Source organism: Corynebacterium sp. 20-84 (assembly GCF_053479455.1).
In genome coordinates this window covers 28247-48169 of sequence record NZ_JBRBCB010000011.1, presented here as the reverse complement: position 1 = coordinate 48169, position 19923 = coordinate 28247, and the positions used below count along the sequence as shown (strand labels likewise).

20 protein-coding genes are annotated in these 19923 nt (G+C 64.7%); 15 read left to right on the top strand and 5 right to left on the bottom strand.

Translation table 11 applies throughout. The features are described 5' to 3' along the window. The first annotated feature begins 96 nt into the window (after positions 1-96). The 7 genes from hemL (at position 97) to ACUY2Y_RS09280 (ending at position 6707) form a co-directional block, all read left to right on the top strand. The gene (gene hemL / locus ACUY2Y_RS09310) at positions 97-1437 is read left to right on the top strand and encodes a glutamate-1-semialdehyde 2,1-aminomutase (RefSeq protein WP_448325954.1); all 1341 of its coding nucleotides are present in this window, start codon (positions 97-99) and stop codon (positions 1435-1437) included. Between the two features lie 27 nt (positions 1438-1464). Beyond that, entirely contained in the window at positions 1465-2067 is a 603-nt protein-coding gene (locus tag ACUY2Y_RS09305; RefSeq protein ID WP_448325952.1) for a histidine phosphatase family protein, read from the top strand. After that, complete coding sequence (locus tag ACUY2Y_RS09300) at positions 2067-2678, top strand: TlpA disulfide reductase family protein (protein ID WP_448325950.1); 612 nt, start codon at positions 2067-2069, stop codon at positions 2676-2678. The genes ACUY2Y_RS09305 and ACUY2Y_RS09300 overlap by 1 nt, the downstream gene beginning before the upstream one ends. Continuing rightward, complete coding sequence (locus tag ACUY2Y_RS09295) at positions 2679-3461, top strand: cytochrome c biogenesis CcdA family protein (RefSeq protein WP_210572885.1); 783 nt, start codon at positions 2679-2681, stop codon at positions 3459-3461. It begins immediately after the preceding gene. A gap of 33 nt (positions 3462-3494) precedes the next feature. Then, positions 3495-5228, top strand: a complete 1734-nt coding sequence (locus tag ACUY2Y_RS09290; protein WP_448325948.1) for a cytochrome c biogenesis protein ResB — start codon at positions 3495-3497, stop codon at positions 5226-5228. A 91-nt stretch (positions 5229-5319) separates the two neighbouring features. Further along, entirely contained in the window at positions 5320-6342 is a 1023-nt protein-coding gene (gene ccsB, locus ACUY2Y_RS09285) for a c-type cytochrome biogenesis protein CcsB (RefSeq protein ID WP_448325946.1), read from the top strand. A gap of 101 nt (positions 6343-6443) precedes the next feature. Next, entirely contained in the window at positions 6444-6707 is a 264-nt protein-coding gene (locus tag ACUY2Y_RS09280) for a helix-turn-helix domain-containing protein (RefSeq protein WP_210572891.1), read from the top strand. Here ACUY2Y_RS09280 and ACUY2Y_RS09275 read toward each other — a convergent pair whose 3' ends face one another. Then, positions 6708-7019: a hypothetical protein gene (locus tag ACUY2Y_RS09275; RefSeq protein ID WP_448325944.1), complete on the bottom strand. Its 312-nt coding sequence runs from the start codon at positions 7017-7019 to the stop codon at positions 6708-6710. 55 nt (positions 7020-7074) lie between these two features. On the opposite strand from ACUY2Y_RS09275, the gene ACUY2Y_RS09270 reads away from it, so the two are divergent. Next, a complete protein-coding gene (locus ACUY2Y_RS09270; RefSeq protein ID WP_448325942.1) occupies positions 7075-7413 on the top strand; it encodes a DUF4229 domain-containing protein in 339 nt (112 codons plus the stop codon). Between the two features lie 37 nt (positions 7414-7450). Here ACUY2Y_RS09270 and ACUY2Y_RS09265 read toward each other — a convergent pair whose 3' ends face one another. Together ACUY2Y_RS09265 and ACUY2Y_RS09260 are read right to left on the bottom strand one after the other, a co-directional pair. Beyond that, positions 7451-8392: an AEC family transporter gene (locus ACUY2Y_RS09265; protein ID WP_448325940.1), complete on the bottom strand. Its 942-nt coding sequence runs from the start codon at positions 8390-8392 to the stop codon at positions 7451-7453. A gap of 42 nt (positions 8393-8434) precedes the next feature. Then, complete coding sequence (locus ACUY2Y_RS09260; RefSeq protein WP_448325938.1) at positions 8435-9493, bottom strand: 1,4-dihydroxy-2-naphthoate polyprenyltransferase; 1059 nt, start codon at positions 9491-9493, stop codon at positions 8435-8437. Between the two features lie 58 nt (positions 9494-9551). On the opposite strand from ACUY2Y_RS09260, the gene ACUY2Y_RS09255 reads away from it, so the two are divergent. Further along, positions 9552-10430, top strand: a complete 879-nt coding sequence (locus ACUY2Y_RS09255) for a glycosyltransferase (RefSeq protein WP_448325936.1) — start codon at positions 9552-9554, stop codon at positions 10428-10430. Positions 10431-10582: 152 nt separating this feature from the next. Here the strand turns inward: ACUY2Y_RS09255 and menE are convergent, their stop codons facing one another. Then, positions 10583-11719 (bottom strand): o-succinylbenzoate--CoA ligase, encoded by a 1137-nt coding sequence (gene menE, locus ACUY2Y_RS09250; RefSeq protein WP_448325934.1) that lies wholly within the window; start codon positions 11717-11719, stop codon positions 10583-10585. Between the two features lie 490 nt (positions 11720-12209). On the opposite strand from menE, the gene ACUY2Y_RS09245 reads away from it, so the two are divergent. From ACUY2Y_RS09245 to ACUY2Y_RS09230, 4 genes are read left to right on the top strand one after another with little or no spacing between them, the layout of a single operon-like run. Continuing rightward, positions 12210-13352 carry a sensor histidine kinase gene (locus tag ACUY2Y_RS09245; RefSeq protein WP_448325932.1) on the top strand — a complete coding sequence of 381 codons (1143 nt, stop codon included), beginning with the start codon at positions 12210-12212 and terminating at the stop codon, positions 13350-13352. Between the two features lies 1 nt (position 13353). Further along, positions 13354-14004 carry a response regulator gene (locus tag ACUY2Y_RS09240; RefSeq protein WP_448325930.1) on the top strand — a complete coding sequence of 217 codons (651 nt, stop codon included), beginning with the start codon at positions 13354-13356 and terminating at the stop codon, positions 14002-14004. Positions 14005-14060: 56 nt separating this feature from the next. Next, on the top strand, positions 14061-14777 hold the full coding sequence (locus tag ACUY2Y_RS09235) for an ATP-binding cassette domain-containing protein (protein WP_448325928.1): 717 nt from the start codon (positions 14061-14063) through the stop codon (positions 14775-14777). Positions 14778-14782: 5 nt separating this feature from the next. Then, positions 14783-16225: a hypothetical protein gene (locus ACUY2Y_RS09230; RefSeq protein WP_448325926.1), complete on the top strand. Its 1443-nt coding sequence runs from the start codon at positions 14783-14785 to the stop codon at positions 16223-16225. A gap of 31 nt (positions 16226-16256) precedes the next feature. Here ACUY2Y_RS09230 and ACUY2Y_RS09225 read toward each other — a convergent pair whose 3' ends face one another. Then, positions 16257-17210, bottom strand: a complete 954-nt coding sequence (locus ACUY2Y_RS09225) for a 1,4-dihydroxy-2-naphthoyl-CoA synthase (protein WP_448325924.1) — start codon at positions 17208-17210, stop codon at positions 16257-16259. A gap of 16 nt (positions 17211-17226) precedes the next feature. Between ACUY2Y_RS09225 and ACUY2Y_RS09220 the strand changes: the two genes are divergently transcribed. Both ACUY2Y_RS09220 and ACUY2Y_RS09215 read left to right on the top strand, forming a co-directional pair. Then, the gene (locus ACUY2Y_RS09220) at positions 17227-18186 is read left to right on the top strand and encodes an o-succinylbenzoate synthase (protein WP_448325922.1); all 960 of its coding nucleotides are present in this window, start codon (positions 17227-17229) and stop codon (positions 18184-18186) included. 120 nt (positions 18187-18306) lie between these two features. Beyond that, positions 18307-19902 (top strand): SLC13 family permease, encoded by a 1596-nt coding sequence (locus ACUY2Y_RS09215; RefSeq protein WP_448325920.1) that lies wholly within the window; start codon positions 18307-18309, stop codon positions 19900-19902. The last annotated feature ends 21 nt before the right edge of the window (positions 19903-19923 follow it).

Sequence of the window (19923 nt, the reverse complement as noted above, 5' to 3'; positions counted from 1 at the left end):
ACCCCCGAACCGGAAATCGTCTTTCCGTTTGTGGGTGGGTCTCAGCTCCATTCGGGGTGCGTCGCATGTTTGGGGGTCTGTCCTAGAATCGACGGCATGACTTCTCACGATTCGAACCAGCCAACGTCCGCCACGTCCCAGAACACCGCCCGCTCGGCAGAGTTGTTCGAGCGCGCGAAGACGGTCACGCCCGGCGGCGTGAATTCGCCGGTGCGCGGCTTCGGTTCCGTGGGCGGGCAAACGCGTTTCATCAAAGAAGCGCACGGTTCGACGCTTATCGACGTCGACGGCAACTCCTATGTCGATCTCGTCGGCTCCTGGGGCCCGATGATCCACGGCAACACTCACCCCCAGATCGTGGAGGCGGTGGAAAAAGCCCTGAAGGACGGCTTGTCCTTCGGCACCCCGACTGAGGCGGAGGTCCGCCTGGCGGAGCTGATCGTGGACCGCACCAGTGTGGAACAGGTGCGCATGGTCAATTCCGGCACGGAGGCCACGATGAGTGCGGTGCGTCTGGCCCGCGGCTACACGGGCCGGTCGAAGATCCTGAAATTCGAGGGCTGCTACCACGGCCACGTCGATTCTCTGCTGGCGTCCGCCGGATCCGGTGTGGCCACATTCGCTCTGCCCGATACCCCGGGCGTGACCGGCGCGCAGGCCGGCGACACGATCGTCGTGCCCTATAACGACCTGGATGCTGTGCGCGAGGCATTCGCCGCGCACCCGGGGGAGATCGCCGCGATCATCACTGAGGCAGCCGCGGGCAATATGGGCACCGTCGCACCGGTCGACGGCTTCAACCAGGGGCTCAAGGACATCGCGCACGCCGACGGCGCGCTGCTGATCATCGACGAGGTCATGACCGGCTTCCGCACCTCCTACCGCGGCTGGTTCGGCGTCGACGGCGTCGCCGGCGATCTGACCACCTTCGGCAAGGTCGTCTCCGGCGGCCTTCCGGCGGCGGCCTTTGGCGGGCGCACCGAGATCATGGAGAAGCTCGCCCCGACCGGCCCCGTCTACCAGGCCGGCACGTTGTCGGGGAATCCGGTGGCGATGGCGGCAGGTGAGGCGTCGTTAAGCATTGCCTCCGAGGAGATCTACCCGCAGCTGAATGCCAACGCCGACCGCCTGGCCACCTTGCTGCACGATGCGCTCGAGCGTGCGGGCGTCGCGCACAATATTCAGCGCGCGGCCACGATGCTCTCCGTGCGTTTCGCTGAGGGTCAGGGCAATGATTTCGCGGACATGAAGGCGGCGGACACGTTCCGGTACGCGCCGTTCTTCCACGCGCTTCTCGACGAAGGCGTTTACGCCGCCCCCAGCGCCTTCGAGACGTGGTTTGTGTCCACGGCCTTGACCGATGCAGACTTTGAGAAGATCGAACAGGCGCTGCAGCCCGCAGCAGCCGCAGCGGCCGCGGCCACGCCGGACGCATAAACAACTCCGGCGGAGAGGAGCGAACCTATGGCGGAAACCGTCGTGCACCTCGTGCGCCACGGGGAAGTCCACAACCCGGGCAAGATCTTGTACGGCCGGTTGCCGGGCTTCCATCTGAGCTCCCGCGGGCGCTCCATGGCGGCGCGCACCGCGACGACCTTCAAAGGCCGCGACGTGACCTACCTGGCGGCATCCCCGATGGAGCGTGTGCAAGAAACCGCCGCACCCATCGCCGAGGTCACCGGCCTGGAGATTCAGACCGACCCCGACCTGATCGAGGCCGGCAACACCTTCGAGGGCCTGCGCACCAAGGGCTTTCCGTCGCAGCTGATGAATCCGATCCGTTGGCGCCACATGACCAACCCGCTACAGCCGAGCTGGGGTGAGCCGTACACGGAGATCCTCGAGCGCATGCAGCGCGCTGTTGCCACCGCTCGCCGGCACGCTGAAGGACACGAGGCGATTTTGGTGTCCCACCAGCTGCCCATCGTGATGGTGCAGCGCTGGGCCGCCGGCAAGAAACCGGCGCACGTCTCGCGCACGTGCGACCTAGCCAGCGTCACCTCGCTCACCTTTGACGGCGGCACGCTGACCGGCTGGACCTACGACGAACCGGCGAGGGATATCTGATGCGTTCGACCAGATATAAAGCACTGTCTGTGCTCGCTGCGGGGGCGGTGGCGTTGTCGTCGCTGTCCGCCTGCGCGACCACGAATTCGAGCGAGACCTTCTCGTTCCACTCGCCTGGCGGGCAGGTGGAGATCTTCTATGACGAGGACGAGCGTGCCCCGCTGGAGGATTTCTCCGGTGAATCGCTGATGGAGCCCGACAAAGAGATCTCCCTGTCGGATTTCGACGGCCAGATCGTCGTGCTCAACGCCTGGGGGCAATGGTGCGCGCCGTGCCGCGCGGAGGTCGACGACTTGGAAGAGGTGCATCAGCATCTCGCTGAGACTGGTGACGATGGCACGCCGACAGGAACCGTCTTGGGCATCAACGTGCGCGACCCGCAGCGTGAGATCGCCCGGGACTTCGTCACCGATAACGGCGTGACCTACCCGTCGATCTACGACCCCTCGTTCCGCACCGCGGGCGCGCTCGGCGGCATCCCCACCTCGGTGATCCCCACGACCGTGATCCTGGACAAGCAGCACCGCCCGGCCGCGGTGTTCCTGCGCGAGATCTCCGCCGATGACATCATTCAGGTCACCGACCGCCTGGCAGCCGAGGCAGAGGCGTAGATGGGACAGACTTTCGCTGACCTCGCCGCCTCCGGCCCGCTGCTGCTGGGAATTCTCGCGGCGGCGCTCGCCGGCCTGGTGTCCTTCGCCTCGCCGTGCGTGATCCCGCTGGTGCCCGGCTATATGTCGTATCTCACCGGCATCGTCGGCGGGGAGGTGACGCTGGACCGCGGCGAGCTGGCCGTGGGTCGGAAGCGCAAATGGGCAGTAGTCGGCGCTGCAGGCCTGTTCATTCTCGGCTTCACCGTGGTCTTCCTGCTGGCCACCGTCACGGTCTTCGGGGCGATCAGCCTGATCAGGCTCAACGAGGAGACGCTCATGCGCGCCGGCGGTGTCATCACCATCCTCATGGGACTGGTGTTCATGGGCACCGTGCCCATGCTGCAGCGCGACACCCGCATGCAGCCGAAGAAATGGGCGACCTGGCTCGGCGCGCCGCTGCTCGGCGGGGTCTTCGCGCTTGGCTGGACCCCGTGCCTGGGGCCCACGCTCGGCGCGGTGATCTCCGTGTCGGTGGGCACCGAGGGGTTCACTGCCGTGCGCGGCATCATCCTGGTCGTCGCGTACTGCCTCGGGCTTGGAATCCCGTTCCTGCTCATGGCGCTCGGTTCCGCGCATGCGGTGGAGGCCATCGGTTTCCTGCGCAAGCACTCGCGTACTATCCAGATCATCGGCGGGGTAGCCATGATCGCCGTCGGCGTGCTGTTGCTCACCGGGGCGTGGAACAGCTTCATCGGTTGGACCCGCCAATGGGTGGACGGCTACGGCACGACCTTGCTGTAGTTGTAGTGGACCTGAAAATGATTCGGAAACGACATGCTTAACACCGCGACGAACTGGGCGAAGAAACTCTGGCACTGGTTGACCAGCATGCGCACAGCGCTGGTGCTGCTGTTTTTGCTCGCCCTCATCGCTGTGCCGGGCGCTCTGCTTCCGCAGCGTGAAATCAGCGAGAGCCAGGTCAACGAGTACCTAGACGCCAACCCGGTCATGGGCAAGATCTACGACAAGCTCATGCTTTTCGACGTCTTCTCGTCCCCCATCTTCGTCGCCCTGCTCACCCTGCTGATCATCTCCCTGATCGGCTGCATCATTCCGCGCTCGATCGACCACTACAAGGCGTATAACGCGAAGCCGACCCGCGCGCCGAAATACCTGCACCGCATGCCGCACCACGCCGCCGGCGAGGTGGACATGACCGTGGACGAGGCCACCGCGCGCGCCGAGCGCATCCTGCGCAAGTGGCGCGTCGCCCGCTACGAGCCCACAGACGACCGCGCCGGGGCACTGTCCCTGTCCGCCGAGCGCGGTTACGCCCGCGAGCTGGCCAACCTGCTTTTCCACGTCGCCATCGTGGCGCTCATCGCGATCTTCGCTTACGGCCGCATGGTCTTCTACGAAGGCCAGGTCATCGTGGTGACCAACTCGGAATCCGAGTACGCGGTGCCCGTGGAGCAGTCGCGCGAATTCTGCAATACGTCGCCCGCCAACTTTGACACCTTCCGCGCCGGCCCGCTTTTCGACGGCACCGGCCTTACCCCCTTCTGCTTCATCTCCCAGGACTTCACCGCGGAGTACCTGCAAAATGGCCAGGCCGATTCCTTCGGATCCCGCGTCTCGTATGCCGAGAGCGAGGACATGGCTACCGACCCGGAGACCTGGGAGGACTACACCCTGGCGGTGAATCACCCGCTGCGCATCGGCGGCGACCGCGTGTACTTGCAGGGCCACGGATTCGCCCCGCAGATCACCGTCACCTGGCCCGACGGGGAAACCCGCACCCAGATGGTGCAGTACCGTCCGACGGACCTGACCTTCTTCCTGTCCAACGGCGTGATGCGCTTCGACCCGCCGGCCGGCATGTACCCGGATCTGGGCGAGCGCCGCCAGCACCAGCTGGCCATCGAGGGCGTGTTCGCCCCGACTGCCCAGTGGACGGGCCCGAACGGCGATATGCTGCAGTCCGCCTTCCCATCGATGGACGACCCGGCTGTCTCCCTCGACGTCTACGCCGGCGATGCCGGCCTGGATACCGGCCGCCCGCAGAATTTCTTCGCGCTCGACCAGACCCTCATTGCCAACGGACAGCTCGAGCGCGCCGACCGCATCCAGCTCGCCGCGGGTGAGGAAGCGCAGGTACCCACGGGCAAGAAGACCCCGGACGGCGAAGACGAAGTGGTCACCATCCGCTTCGACGGTGCCGCCGAATACGCCAATTACCAGATCTCCCGCGATCCGACGCAGTTCTGGGCACTCGTGGCCACCACGGTGATGCTCGCCTCCCTGGTGGGCTCCCTGCTGATCAAGCGCCGCCGCATCTGGGTGCGCTTCACGCCTGCTGGTGACGGGACGACCCGGGTGGAGCTCGCCGGCCTCGCCCGCACCGACCGTGCCGGCTGGGGCAGCGAATTCGATGATGTGGTCGACGCGATCCTGCGTGGCCGCGGCGAGAAAGACGAAGACTCCGAAGAATCCGAAGACATCGACAGCTATGAAGCTGACGATCAGTACGACGACGATGACGAAGACGACGTAGAGGAGTGGCACTAACTTCTGGCCGATCGGGCAGCTGTACCCCCGGAAGCGTCCGTTACGCTGCTATTCCTTGGTCGTTTCGGCCACGTCGAGTAGCGTGAGCTTCATGCATGTCAATACCTCCCTGGCCCAAGTGTCGGACCTGTCGCTGCGGACCGCCTTCGCTGTCTACATCGTGGCGCTGGTCCTCGCCTGCATTCACTACATGCGCTCGCAGGCAGTGATTGATCTGCGCCGCGAGCAGAAGGCCGAGGCGAAAGCAGAGGCCAAGGACCGCGAGCTCATCGCGGTGGGCGACGGGGGAGCGGAGACGCTAGGTGACGTCGATAAGCCAGCTGTGACTTCCGGCGACTTGGAAAACGCGCGCGAACGCTCCCGCAAAATGGCGGGTGCCGCGCAGGGCCTGATCTGGGTCGCGATCGCGTTCCATGTGGTCGCGACCGTGACGCGTGGTCTGGCTGTGAGCCGTTTCCCGTTCGGCAATATGTACGAGTTCGTGCTCACCTTCACGGCTGTCGCGATGGTGGTCGCGGCTGTGATCATCCAGAAGAAGCGCTGGCACACGATGTGGCCGTGGCTGCTCGCGCCCGTGATCGTGCTGATCTTCCTCGACGCGACGGTGCTGTACGCGGAGGCCGCTCCGCTGGTGCCGGCGTTGCAGTCCTTCTGGTACCCGTTCCACGTGTCCACCGTGTCCATCGGTGCGTCGCTGGGCCTGATCTCCGGCATGTTCTCGCTGCTGTACCTGCTGCGCATCTGGCAGCCGCGCGGTAAGGAGAAGGGCTTCTTCGGCGCTGTGGCGAAACCACTGCCCACGGCGAAAAAACTCGACTCGTACGCGTACAAGACCGCGATTGTCACTCTTCCGGTCTTCGGCATCGGCATCATGCTCGGCGCGATCTGGGGAGAGGTGGCCTGGGGCCGCTTCTGGGGCTGGGACCCGAAGGAGACCGTCGCGCTGATCACCTGGATCCTCTACGCCGCGTACCTGCACGCGCGCGCTACCGCGGGCTGGAAGAACGCGAAGGCCGCCTGGATCAACGTCGCCGCGTTTGCCACCGGCGTGTTCAACCTCTTCTTCATCAACCTGGTCGCCAGCGGCCTGCACTCCTACGCCGGTCTGAACTAATTCCCAGCGGTTTCAACGCTACTTTTGGGGTACTGGACTATCTCACTGTGTTGTAGTAACAATTATTCACCACCCCACGTTCAGTGAGAAGGAGACTGTAGGTGCCTTCACCCCGCAAGAAGTTCGGCAAGCCCGCCAGCGACATTCCCGTGCTGATCAAGCTCGGCGAGGCCTTGGCGCAGCGCCGCCGTGAGGCCGGCCGGTTGCAGCAGGAAGTCGCCACCGCTGCTGGGGTGTCCCGCTCCACCTTGCACACCATCGAGCACGGCGGTGCTGGTGTGCGGTGGGAGAAGGTCGCGGCCGTCGCCAACGCTCTCGGCCTCACCATTGAATGGGTGGAGACCTCCGAGGCGAAAGCCGAGTAGCTAGCTCTCCGGGTTTGTCGGCCCGCTTGCTCCGCCCGGTTCGTCCGGGCGGTTCCTGCGTTCACGCCGCTGGCGGCGCTCCTCTTCTTCACGTGCTTTGCGCTCGGCTTCTTCCTTCGCGCGACGTTCCTTGAAGCGGTTCTTCTCGATATTCCAGAGGAATTCTTCATCGTCATCCGGCCCCTTGATTTCAGAGGTCTGCTGCTTGTTGGGGCGGAGCGAACCGTAGCGCTCGTTGCTGCCCGGTCCGAACGCGCGCCACAGCAGCCAGGCTGCGACGATGATGAGCACAAGAAGGAGTAGGCGTCCCATACCTTCACGATACTGGTTCGCTTCCCGCCACCTGGCCCGGGTACGCTGAACAACCGTGACGGACCCAGCAACACCCGCAGCCAGCCAGGACACCGGCGCGCCCGCCTTGGACGCCGACGTGCGCAAGCGCGCGAACCGCGCCGCGCTGACCTACGGCGCGCTGCGTCTCGGGCTTTTCATCGTTCTCACGGTGGTCATTCAATCAATCGCCCTGCTTATCGACGCACCCATCCCCCTCGTCATGTCCGCCCTCCTCGCCCTGATCGTGGCTTTCCCGCTGTCCATGCTGATCTTCTCCAAGCAGCGCGTCGCCGCCACTGAGGCCATGGCGACCTGGAACGAGCAGCGCCGCGCCCGCAAGCAGTGGGTGACCGACGAGCTGGCGGACCGCTAAAGAATCTTTTCCCATCTAGTCCGCGCGCAGTCGCGGGCTAGATTCCTTTGCCGAATAGCAGCGCGATGGCGATCATCGCGGGCAAGGACGCGAATGTGGTGATGAAGACGGTGTCGCGCGCGACGGTCTCGCCCACTCGGTAATTCGCCGTGTAGTTGAACACGTTCTGCGCCGTCGGCAGCGCGGACAGGATCACCGCGGCGTAGAGCGCCGTGCCGTCGAGCCCGGCCAGCAGGCCCAGCACCCACGCCGCAGCTGGCATGAAGACGAGCTTGAGCGCCGACGCGGTGATTGTGGCCGGGCGGTCCGGCCCCTCAGCGAGCACGCTGCCGCCGCGTAGGCTCGCACCGAAGCTCATTAGGATCATCGGGATGGATGCCCCACCGAGAATCTCTAGCGGCTCCATCACCGGTGCCGGCACCGTCCAGCCCGCAGCGGAGATCAGCAGACCTGCCAGCGGTGCGACCACGACAGGTGCGGTGATGCCGGTCTTGACTGCCGTGAGCACGTTCTTCCCGCGCGAGTTGCTCGAATTCGGGTTCACGTCCAGGCCCGCGATGACGACGGGGGAGACGATCACCATCTGCATGAGCAGCACCGGCGCCACGTAGGTCGCGTCGCCGATGACGTAGATCGCGATGGGCAGGCCGATATTCACCGAGTTGAAATAGCTTGCCGACGCCGCCCCCGCCATCCGTGTCGGCACATCCGCCCGGAAGAAAACGGTGGAAATAATCCAGAACACCGCCATCGTCACCGCCGTGGCTAGGAAGACCACCACAACGACGGGGGAGAGGAATGTGGAGGTGTCCGACTTCGCCACCGTGGTGAACAGAAGCGACGGCGACGCGACCCAATAGGCGACCCGGTTGAACATCAGGCGCTGCTCGCCGTCCCCGATGACACCGCGGTGGGCCAAGATATAGCCCGCGCTGATGACCACGAAGATGATGGCGAAGCCGGTGATGACGTCTAACACGTGCGAGTTTCTCCCAGCGGGGTCATGGCCCCGCAGTTCAGATCAGTATTGCGCGTCGTCGGGAATGTGCATGGTCCAACCGAAATCAGAGTAGGGGATTGTCTGGCCCAGCTGCATGAACGGGGAACCGGCGATGAGCGCGCCGGCGAGAATCACAGACCAGATCAGCATCGCGCGACCGTTGGCCCCCAGAACCGGGATCAGTTCTTTTCCTTGCGCGCCGCGCTGGACCTTCAGCACCGAGCCGATCGCCAGCGGTAGGGCTGCCAGCGCCAGCAGAGTTGGGGCGTAGGCAGCGCCGATGAACACCGTGATCACGAAAGGCGTCAAGGTCAAGACGGTGAAAAGACGGCGCGCGCGGACGTCGCCAAGCATGACTGCGAGCGTGCGCTTCCCAGCTTCCGTGTCAGTAGGGATATCGCGGATGTTATTCGCGAGGTTGATCGCCGCGGAGATCGCGCCGACACCGACCGCACAGCCGATGCCCACCCACGTGATCGTGCCCGATTGCGTGTACTGCGTGCCCAGGACAGCGACGAGGCCGAAGAAGACGAAGACGGAGACCTCGCCAAAGCCCCGGTAGCCGTACGGGTTCTTCCCTCCGGTGTAGAACCACGCCGCGAGGATGCACACCGCGCCCACGAAGATGAGCCAGGGAGCGCTCACCGCTGCCAGGATCACCCCGGCTATCGCAGCCACACCGAAGGAGATGAACGCGGCTAGTTTCACCTGCTCCGGCCGCGCCAAGCCGGAGGCGGTCAGGCGGGTGGGGCCGGTGCGGTCGTCGTCAGTTCCGCGGATGCCGTCGGAATAGTCGTTGGCGTAATTGACACCGATGATCATGCCCATGGCTACGATCAGCGCGAGCAGTGCCAGCGGCAGGCTGCACCAGAATTCGAATGCGGCGGCGCCCGTGCCGGCGATAACGGGGGCGGCGGCGTTGAACCACGTGTGCGGGCGGGCGGCCTCCCACCAGTCCTTCGCGGTGGCGCCTCCAGGCGTGTCGCTCTTAGGGTTTTCGGTGCCTGTGAGATCCACGCGCGTGCTGCCGTTGTCGCTGGATTCGTCGGGATTCGGGGTCGTGTCGTCACTCGCGGTCATGACACCCATCATGCACGCAAAACATCGATTTGGTGAAGCTCGACTAAAGTAACGCTTCATGTGGATCGACTACGCCGTCCGCCAGGTCTTGCACACGGCTGGAACGCTCGCCCGCCAGCCAGGCCTGCTCTTGGCCACCCGCGCACGACGCCTGTCGTTCCCCACCCTCGACGAGCCCGGCGGCCACGACACGGTCATTTCTCTGACCACGCACGGTAAACGTCTGTCCACCGCTGTGTACTGCATCGCGTCTCTGTTGGTGGGGACCCGCCGCTTGCCGGTCATCCTCTGGCTCGACGAGGACGACTACCACGGCCCCTGGCCGAATGGCCTTCACCGCCTGCGGGACCGCGGACTGATCATCCGCTGCTCCGACGGCAACTACGGCCCGCACACGAAGTACTACGGCACGTTTCAGGAGTTCGCTGGCACAGGCATCCGCGTGATCACTGTCGACGACGACATGATGTACCCGCGCTGGTTCGCGGAGAAACTCGTTAACGCAGCGGATGCTGACCCGAACTGCGTGGTCGCCTATCGAGCTCACACGATCACCCTCGACGAGAGCGGCATGCGCCCGTACAAGGAGTGGCGCGCGACCCGCTCCACAGCAGCGTCCCCGCGCCACTTCGCCACCGGTGTCTCCGGTGTCGCCTATCCGCCGTCAATGGTGGACTACGTCGCGGAACAGGGCACCAGCTTCGAGGACAAAGCCCCACGCGCCGATGACGTGTGGCTCAACCACTGCGCGCTGCGCTCCGGCCACCTGGTCCGGCAGGTCTACCCGCATCCGCGCGAGTTCTCCGTCATCCCGGCCAGCCAGCGCGAGGCCCTCGTGCACCACAACCACTGGCGCGGCGGCAACGATGTGCAGATCGAGGCGACGTACACGGACGAGGACGTCGATAAGCTCCAAGCTGCCGTTCCGGTGGACTGAGTGTCCGCCGCTCTTATCCCGCCTTCGTGATGCGTCTGAAAAAACCGACACCGGCGCTATCGCGATAGTTTTATAAGTGCAGGTAGAGAGACTTCAAGTTGATTTTGAATAGTATGTCTTGTCGATTTTTTCAATGAACACCGAGCGTCTGACTAGAACAACTCGCGCACCGCGATCCGGTCGACCTTGCCCGGCCCGGTAACGGGCATCTCCCTAAGGTGGCGCACATCCTTCGGCACCTGCCAGCGGGGGAGGTCGTCGAATGCTTCCATCAGGTCGCTGACAGCGGCGGACCCGGAGTAGGCGGCGCAGATCTGGTGACCGAAGCGGTCGTCGGGAACGCCGACGACGCAGGCGCCGGTAACACCGTCGAGGCCGAGCATGAATTCCTCGAGGACTTCGGGCTGGAGCTTCAGCCCGCCGGTCTCAATGATGTTGTCGAGCCGGCCGGTGACGCGGAGAACACCGCCAACCAGCTCACCGGCATCGGACGTGGCGTACCAGCCGGGCTCCGCGAAGGCCTCGTGGTCGGGGATATTCCGGTAGCCCCGGGCGATCATCGGCCCGCTGAGGTAGATCCGCCCGCCGGTCACGCGCACCTTCGCTCCGGCCAGGGGAGTGCCGTCGTAGACGCAGCCGCCGGCGGTTTCAGACGAGCCGTAGGTGGTGACCACGTTGATGCGCAGTTTCGCTGCCGAGTCGAGCATCTTGGGGTTGATACGTCCGCCGCCGACGAGGACGGCGCTGAAAAGCCGCAAGGCCTCAATGCCCGCGAGGGTGCTCATCGCCTTGTTGAGCTGCATCGGGGTAAGCGCGGTGTACATGCGTTCGCCGGTGGCGGCGAGCTCGTCGGCACGCGCGGCGAATTCACTGACGCGGAATCCGCCGGTCAAGTCCACGAAGGCTGGCTCGACACCCGCGACCATGCTGCGAACGAGGACCTGAAAACCTGCGATGTGGTGTGCGGGCATCGCCAGCAACCACTGGCCTGGCCCACCGAGGAACTGGTGGGTGGCATCGGCGCTGGACACGAGGTTGAACGGCGTGAGTTCAGCGCCCTTCGGTGTGCCAGTAGAACCCGAGGTCGCCAGTACTGCCGCGACGGAATCATCGATTGACTGGCCCGCACGCATCGTCGTGCGCAGGGTGTCCGCGCGGTGGCGGTCGTGCTTCGGCACCGGCAGCACCGCGCATTGCCCAGCGATCGCCGCCTCCAGATCCGGCATGATCGCCAGCGGGTCGGCGGGGTCCACGGGGAGCAGTTCGAGCATGTTCGGCACGCGCGTCATCCTAGCGCGGGTGCGTTTCGGCTCGACGGTTCGACATTTACGTTTGTTTACGATTGGCCCAAACGTAAAGTGCTCTAGAGTGAAAATAGCGAGATGGCAGTGTTTACCTGCTGCTTTAGTGTTTACGCTTGTTTACGATTGGCTCAAACGTAAAAAGGGGAGCTGAATATCAGTCCGTATACCCCGGGCCAAGTCGCGCGCGAGATCTATGGGCGCGACAAAATACTGGAAGATTTTAAAAGGGATTTAGCGTTCCAGATTGCCGAACCGCACCTGATTGGGCGTATCGAGTTTTGCTCGGGGCCAAGAGGCGTCGGGAAGACCAGCCTGCTGCGTTCAGCACTATGTTCAATTCAGCGCTCCTGGTTTTGCACGATTCATACGTGAAGAAGTTGCCCCCGGTATGGATTCGGGTTTCTAGTTTCCTGGATCTCAATCTCCTCCCGTGGGAGGAGGAACACACCGTCAATGGCCGGATAGGCTCGAGCGTGTGCATGTGAAATCCGCTGAGCTCGTGGTGACCCTTTTGGGGGCGGTGCTGGCGCTGCTGCACACAGCGTTGCTGTTCACCGGGGATGCGGGGGCCGCGGAGTGGGCGCAGATGTTGTTGTCGTGGGGGTTCGTGGCGGCGTTGTCGCAATGGCAGTCGCGCCCAGCAGTGGCGTCGGCGCTGATGGTGGGGCTGAATGTGGCGTGGTCGGTGCTGTGGCTGATCGCGCCGACGAATATCGGTTACACGTTCTGGGTGGTTCTTGTGCCGCTGGCTGTCTACACCGCGCGACGGCACGTCGGCCGCAGCGTGAAAGCCAAACCAGGGATGAGATTCGCCGCCGTCCTCACAGCAGCGGCGGCCGCGTGGTGTGTCATCTCGCCGTTCATGTGGACGTGGGACGAGCGGCTTGTGCTGTTCTACCGTCGTCCGGTCGACGCGGCGTTGATGCTTGCGTTTCATTGGGCGGTCATTGCGGTGGCGTACCTCGTATCGGCGAATGGTGCGGCCGACGAAGAAGCCAAGGAGAACAAGGCGCGCATGCGGGAGGAGCGCCTGGCGGCGGCACGCGAGGAGGAGCGGCTCAACACGGCGCGCGACATCCACGATGTCCTGGGGCACTCGCTGACGCTGATCAAGGTGCAGGCCAACGCGGGGCTCGCTGCGGGTACCGAGCGAGAGTCGCTCGAGCTCATCCGGGACACGGCGGGGGACGCGCTTACGGACATCCGCCTGCTGGTCAAGGGGTTGCGCGACGAGGGACCGGGACTCGCGCCAGCCGCCACAGCGGACGAGCTTCCAACGGTGATCGAGCGTTTCCGCGCCAGTGGGATGGACGTCGCGCTCGATGCGCCGGAGCACTTGAGCATGCCCACTGTCACGGCGCAGGCGGCCAACAGGATTGTCGCGGAAGCGCTCACCAATGCGGTCAAGCACCAGGAGAATCCGGCCGCGCGAGTCACGGTCGAGCAGGGGTCGGAGGGGATCGTCTTGACCGTCGCGTCGACGGGCCGGCCGTCTCCCAATCCGGGAGCAGGCACGGGCATCGTCGGGATGCGGGAGCGTGCCTGCGCGACGGGCGGATCGCTCGAGATCACGCGCGAGAAGAACACGGTCACCATCACAGCAACGCTGGGAGTATGAAATGCGCATTTTGCTTGCCGACGATCAACCCATGCTCCTATCCGCCCTCTCCACCATCCTGAACACACAGCCGGATATTGAAGTGGTGGCCACCGCCGCGAACGGTGCAGAAGCGATCGAGCAGGCGAAAAATCACGATATCGACGTTGCGGTGCTGGATATCCGGATGCCGGTGCTCGACGGGATTTCGGCGGCACGGCAGATCATGCCGCTGGGCCCGAAGGTGATCATGCTGACCACATTCGACGACGACGCGCTCGTGCAGGAAGCGATCGAGGCCGGAGTCCACGGATTCTTGCTCAAAGACGCTGAACCGGAGGTGCTTGCCGACGCCGTCCGCACCGTCGCCCGGGGCGAGTCTGTCCTGTCTAGTGGTGTGACGGGGAGGGTGCTGGAATGGGTGCGGGGTGGCGTCGATAAGCAAAATGCTCTGAGCGATTTTGAACGGCAAGCGATGTCTCTGCTCACCGGTCGGGAGCTGGAGGTCCTCGCGGAAATCGCGGGTGGGGCGACGAATGCGGAGATCGCGCAACACCTGTTCATCGCGGAATCCACGGTGAAAACGCACGTGAAGAGCTTGCTGGCCAAACTCGGTGCCCGCGATCGTGTCGCGCTGGTTCTCGTGGCGCAGCGGGCGGGTGTCGTGGGGTAAGAAGTTCCTCCCGCGGGGGGATCACACAGCTTGGGGCGCGCAGAAAAATAAAGCGCATGAATTCCTCGCAACTTGCTTGTTCCGACGTGTCTGTGAATTTCAGCGGCCATCAAGCGTTGAAACGCGTGTCGCTGACGACTGTGCCTGGGCACGTACACGCGCTGCTCGGTCCGAATGGGGCCGGCAAATCGACGTTGATGTCCGTGCTCCTCGGGCTGATTGAGCCCGATGCGGGAGGGGTCAGCCTTATGGGACAGCCCTTCGATCGTTCTCAGCTGCGGTTCGTGGGCGCTTCCATCAATGATCCGGCGTTCTACGGCCACCTCAGTGCACGCGACAATGTGCGGGTCCACACCACGTTGCTCGGGCTGCCGGATTCGGAGGCGGACCGGGTGATTGAGCTCGTCGGGCTGGGCGCCGCGGGCAAGAAGAAAGCGTCGAATTTCTCCACCGGCATGAAGGGGCGTCTCGCGCTGGCGCAGGCACTGCTCGGTGAGCCGCCAGTGCTGGTGCTCGATGAACCGCAGAACGGTCTCGACCCGGAAGGGATCGCGCACCTGCGTGAGTACTTGAAGGACTATGCCCGCGCCGGGCGCACCGTGCTGGTCAGCTCGCACCAGCTCGGCGAGGTCCTGCACCTGGCCGACGATGCGACCGTGATCGCCGACGGCACTGTCCGCTTCGCGGGCGAGCTGCGCGAACTCGGCCCGAATCTGGAGGAGTCCTTCTTCCAGCTCACCCGCGGCACCACCGCGTTGGGGGAGGTGCGCTAAATACGATGCGCGAATTACGAGCTGAATGGATCCGCGCGAAAGGATCCGTCCTATGGTGGCTCGCCGCCGGCGGGCTGCTGCTGGGCGTCATTCTGTCGGGAATGTCGCTGGTGGGCAGTATTGACGACGCCACCGACATGCTCAACTGGCACGCGCTGTTGGTCACGGGCATGCTCGCGCCGATCGCTGTTCTCTACGCGGGGCTGACAGAGCAGCGTGAAAAGCAGACGCGCTCCGGTGGGACCGTGTGGCGGCCAGTCTCGGATCGGGCGACTCGGGCGGCGCGTCTTGTCGTGGTGTGGGTTGCGCTCGGGTTGTTCTTCCTCCTCGAATTCGGTGCGACGTGGGCGCTTGCTGCGCTCTTCGGCTTGGATCATGCACCACGCGTTTTGCTGATCGGGCTTTTCACGTGGGTCGGCTCGCTCGGCGCGGCCGGTCTGGGGGCAGCGTTAAGCCGCCGAGGGGGCCTACTCGTGGCACTCGCCGGTGCTCTCGTGTGGCAGTTTGCCCTGGGCTTTTTGTCGGAACGTGACTGGTGGTGGTGCAACCCCGGCGCCTGGTCAATGCGTTTAGTTATGCCGGCGATGGGCCTGCACATCAACGCAACCCCGCTGGAGGCGGATTCACCGCTGCTGAACGAATCGCCGTGGCCCGCCTTCGCCCTGTGCGTGCTGCTCGCCGCGGCGGGCATGGCGTGCGCAGTGGCGGTGCCGCCGCGCACGACTCCTCTACGCCTGCCCCGCCGGACCGTCCATGCGGTGACCGCGCCGGTGATGGGCAGCGCCGCTCGACCCGCGGTGAGCCGCCCAGCGGGGGCACCGCGGCTGGCCGCACTACGCGGCCTGCACCGCGTGGCAATGAACCCGGCTGTTGTGGTGTGCTTCGTCATATCCATGCTGGTCATGCTCTTCGCGTTGCGTTATGACCCGTCTGTGCGCACGGCGTTGTTCACCTACCTCATTCTTCCCGTTGGCGCGGGGCTTCTCCCAGTGCTCATCTGGCCGCAGCTGCGCCCGGCATGGTCGCTCATGCAAATTGAGCACCCGCGCGTGCGCACGGCATTGCTCGGCTGGCTGCTCTTTGTGGTCACCCTCGTTGCGCTCGTCGCGGTTGTCACCAGCGGGGCCACGCTTAGCGACGCCGCCCGCCGCCTCCTCCTCATCCTCCTCACCGGTGGCGCAATGACCTTTATCTCGCTCATCATCACCGCTCGCTGGGGCGTCGGCTGGGCACTCGCGCTGACGCTGTTTGCCACTATCTTTTCTGTCACCATCGGCGGCGATGTTCTCGCTGAGAGCGCACTCTGGATCATCGCGCCGACAGCGTGGCCGGAGACCGCCACTACCTTCATCCGGTTCGCTATAGCAGCCATCGCGGGCGCGGTGATTTTCACTGGTAGCGCTGTAATAGCGCTCCGTCGGTTGGGCGGGTCTCCGGCACGTAGCTAGGGCTTTTTAGGAAGGCTTCTTAGGAAGTGGCCTAGTAATAAAACGGGAACTCGTCCCAGTTCGGGGGTCGCTTCTCCAGGAAGGAGTCGCGGCCTTCCACGGCTTCGTCGGTCATGTACGCCAGGCGGGTGGCTTCGCCGGCGAAGACTTGTTGGCCCATGAGGCCGTCGTCAAGCAAATTGAATGCGAATTTGAGCATGCGCTGGGCGGTGGGGGACTTGCCGTTGATCTCGCGGGCGACCTGGATTGCTTCGCTTTCGAGCTCGGCGTGGTCGGCGACGATATTCACAGCGCCCATGCGGTGCATGTCCTCAGCGGAGTAGGTGCGGCCGAGGAAGAAGATTTCGCGGGCGAATTTCTGGCCGACCTGTTTGGCCAGGTAGGCGGAGCCGTAGCCGCCGTCGAAGGAGCCGACATCGGCGTCGGTCTGCTTGAAGCGGGCTTCCTCGCGGGAGGCGATGGTCATGTCGCACACGACGTGGAGGGAGTGCCCGCCGCCGGCAGCCCAACCGTTAACGACGGCGATGACGACCTTGGGCATGGTGCGGATGAGTCGCTGGACTTCGAGAATGTGCAGTCGGCCGCCCTCGGCTTTGACGCGGGCCTCGTCGACGTGGTCGGCGGTGGCGGCTTCGACATCGCCGTCGTGGCTGGTCGCGTACTGGTAGCCGGAGCGGCCGCGGATGCGCTGGTCGCCGCCGGAGCAGAACGCCCAGCCGCCGTCCTTCGGCGACGGGCCGTTGCCGGTGAGCAGAACGACGCCCACCGACGGGTCGCGGCGCGCGTGGTCGAGCGAGCGGTAGAGCTCGTCGACGGTGTGCGGGCGGAACGCGTTGCGCACCTCCGGGCGGTCGAACGCGATGCGGACAATCCCGTTCGCGCGACCCTCACCCGTGTGGCGGTGGTAGGTGATGTCGGTGAAGTCGAAGCCGTCGACGGGGCGCCACTGGGACGCGTCGAAGGGCTGGGCGGTGGAGTAACTCATGCCTACACTTTGCCCCATGAGCCCAACCATCGACGACATTCTCGACCGCGCCCACGTTGTCGCCCTGCCGATGGCGGTGTCGTTCCGCGGAATCACCACGCGGGAGGCATTGCTTATCGACGGCCCTGCGGGCTGGGGCGAGTTCGCCCCGTTTGTGGAGTACGGCGATGCGGAGGCAGCGACGTGGCTCGCCGCTGGGCTCGAGGCGGCGTACGAGGGCTACGGGGACCTCGATGTCGGCGACGGCTGGGTGGAAGTCAACGGCACGGTGCCGGCGGTCGACGCGGAGAAGGTGCCGGGGGTGCTTGAGCGGTACCCGTCGGCACGCACATTCAAGATCAAGGTCGCGGAAAAAGGGCAGACGCTTGATGACGACACAGCGCGCGTCAACGCCGTCCGCGCCGCGCGGCCGGACGCGGTACTGCGCGTCGACGCCAACGGCGGCTGGAGCGTCGATGAGGCAGTCCGCGCGGCGGAGGCGCTGGGGGAGTTGGAGTACATCGAGCAGCCGTGCGCCACGGTGGAAGAACTCGCGGAGGTGCGCCGGCGCGTGCGCACGCCGATTGCGGCGGATGAATCGATCCGCAAGGTGGCGGACCCGTACCGCGTCGCTGAACTCGACGCCGCCGACGTCGCGGTGACCAAGGTGGCACCGCTCGGCGGGGTGCGCAGGCTGGTGACCATCAGTGAGGAGCTCGGATTGAAGCTGACGGTGGCCTCGGCGTTGGACACGGCGGTGGGAATTCACGCCGGGCTGGTCGCGGCGAAAGTGACCGGCTCGCAGGCGGCGGGGCTGGCCACGCAACGGCTCTTCATCGAGGACGTTGCCGAGCCCTTCGACTTCGCCGACGGACGCATGCGCATCAGTGATGTCGTCCCGGATCCGGACCGGCTCGCCGAATTGGCCGCGCCGGGGGAGCGGAAAGACTGGTGGTTCGAGCGCGCGAAGCGGTGCCTGCCGTATCTGGGGGGCTGAAACGGGCATTCCCAATGTTGGATTGGGGTATTTCGGGGGTAATTTTTTCGTTCTTGGTGTATGTGTGACTTAGGTTATACCTAGAAAACATGTAGTTCCTACCCAGGAAGAGGGCCCACCATGACCACAGGGTATTCAACCGCCGTGACCGAGGACACGACGGAACTTTCCGACGGTGACCTCGCTGCCGCACCTGAGGAGGGTGTGTGGCGTCGCCAGCTCATCGGCCTCGTGCTCGGCATTATCGCCGCAGCTGTCGTCTACTTCATCTTCCCGTCCGGTGCGGCTGATGTCGTCCGTGAATCCTCCGGCGCCGACCCTGAGATCGAGTACAGCGCGCAGACCATGCGCGTTGTCGCAGCCGTGGCCGTGTGGATGGCGGTCTGGTGGATGACGGAGGCGATCCCGCTCGCCGCGACGGCTCTCATTCCGTTGGCGGTGTTCCCGCTGGCGAATGTGGCCGAGTTCAAGGCGGTCAGTGCGCCGTACGCGTCGTCGACCATCTTCCTGTTCATGGGCGGCTTCCTCATGGCGCTGGGCATCCAGCGTTGGAACCTGCACCGCCGCTTGGCGCTGTGGGTGGTCATGCTGATCGGCACCAGCCCGCGCCGCATCATCCTCGGCTTCATGGTGGCCACCGGCTTCCTGTCGATGTGGGTCTCCAACACCGCGACGGCAGTGGTCATGCTTCCGATCGGTGTCTCCGTGCTCACCCTGACTGCTGACCACGTCGGCGGCATGGGCAACCAGAAGAGATTCGCTACGGCACTCATGCTGGCTATCGCCTACGCCGCGTCCATTGGTTCGCTGGGTACCCTGATCGGTACCCCGCCGAATGCGCTGCTGGCCGGTTACATGAAGGAATCGCACGATATCGAGATCGGCTTCGGCAAGTGGATGCTCGTCGGTGTCCCGGTCGCAGTTCTGTTCATTCTGATCGCTTGGATCGTGCTCATCAACGTGTTCAAGCCGGAGATCGACCAGATTCCGGGCGGCAGGGAGCTCATCCGTGATGAGATGAACAAGCTCGGCGAGTGGACCACAGGCCAGATCCTGTCCGCGATCATCTTCGTTGCCGCCGCACTGTGCTGGGTCTTCGTTCCGCTGGGCATCGACTACTACGGCTGGGAGTTCGGTTACGACGACGCAGCTGTGGGCATCATCGCCGGTCTGCTCATGTTCACCATTCCGGCGAAGTCCAACGGCACGCGCATTCTCGATTGGGAGACCGCGAAGGACATCCCGTGGGACGTCCTGCTGCTCTTCGGTGGCGGCCTGTCGCTGTCCGCGATGTTCTCCCAGTCGGGTCTGTCACTGTGGATCGGTGAGGCATCCAAGGGCCTCGCTGGCCTCCCGACGGTGCTGCTGATCGCCGCAGTCGGCGCGCTGATCCTGCTGCTGACGGAGCTGACCTCCAATACCGCGACCGCCGCGACATTCCTGCCGATCATGGGCGGTGTCGCAGTGGGCATTGGCCTCACCGCCGCGGGCGATATCAACGTCCTGCTGCTCACCATCCCGGTGGCACTGTCCGCGACCTGCGCCTTCATGCTTCCGGTGGCGACCCCGCCGAACGCGATCGCCTACAGTTCTGGCCACGTCACCATGGGCGAGATGATCAAGGGCGGTGTTTGGCTCAACGTCATCGGCCTGGTCCTGGTCACCCTGGCCACCTACGCCATCGCTGTCCCGGTCTTCGGTCTGACGCTTCCTTAATAGGCGAGGTCGCGTGTGGGG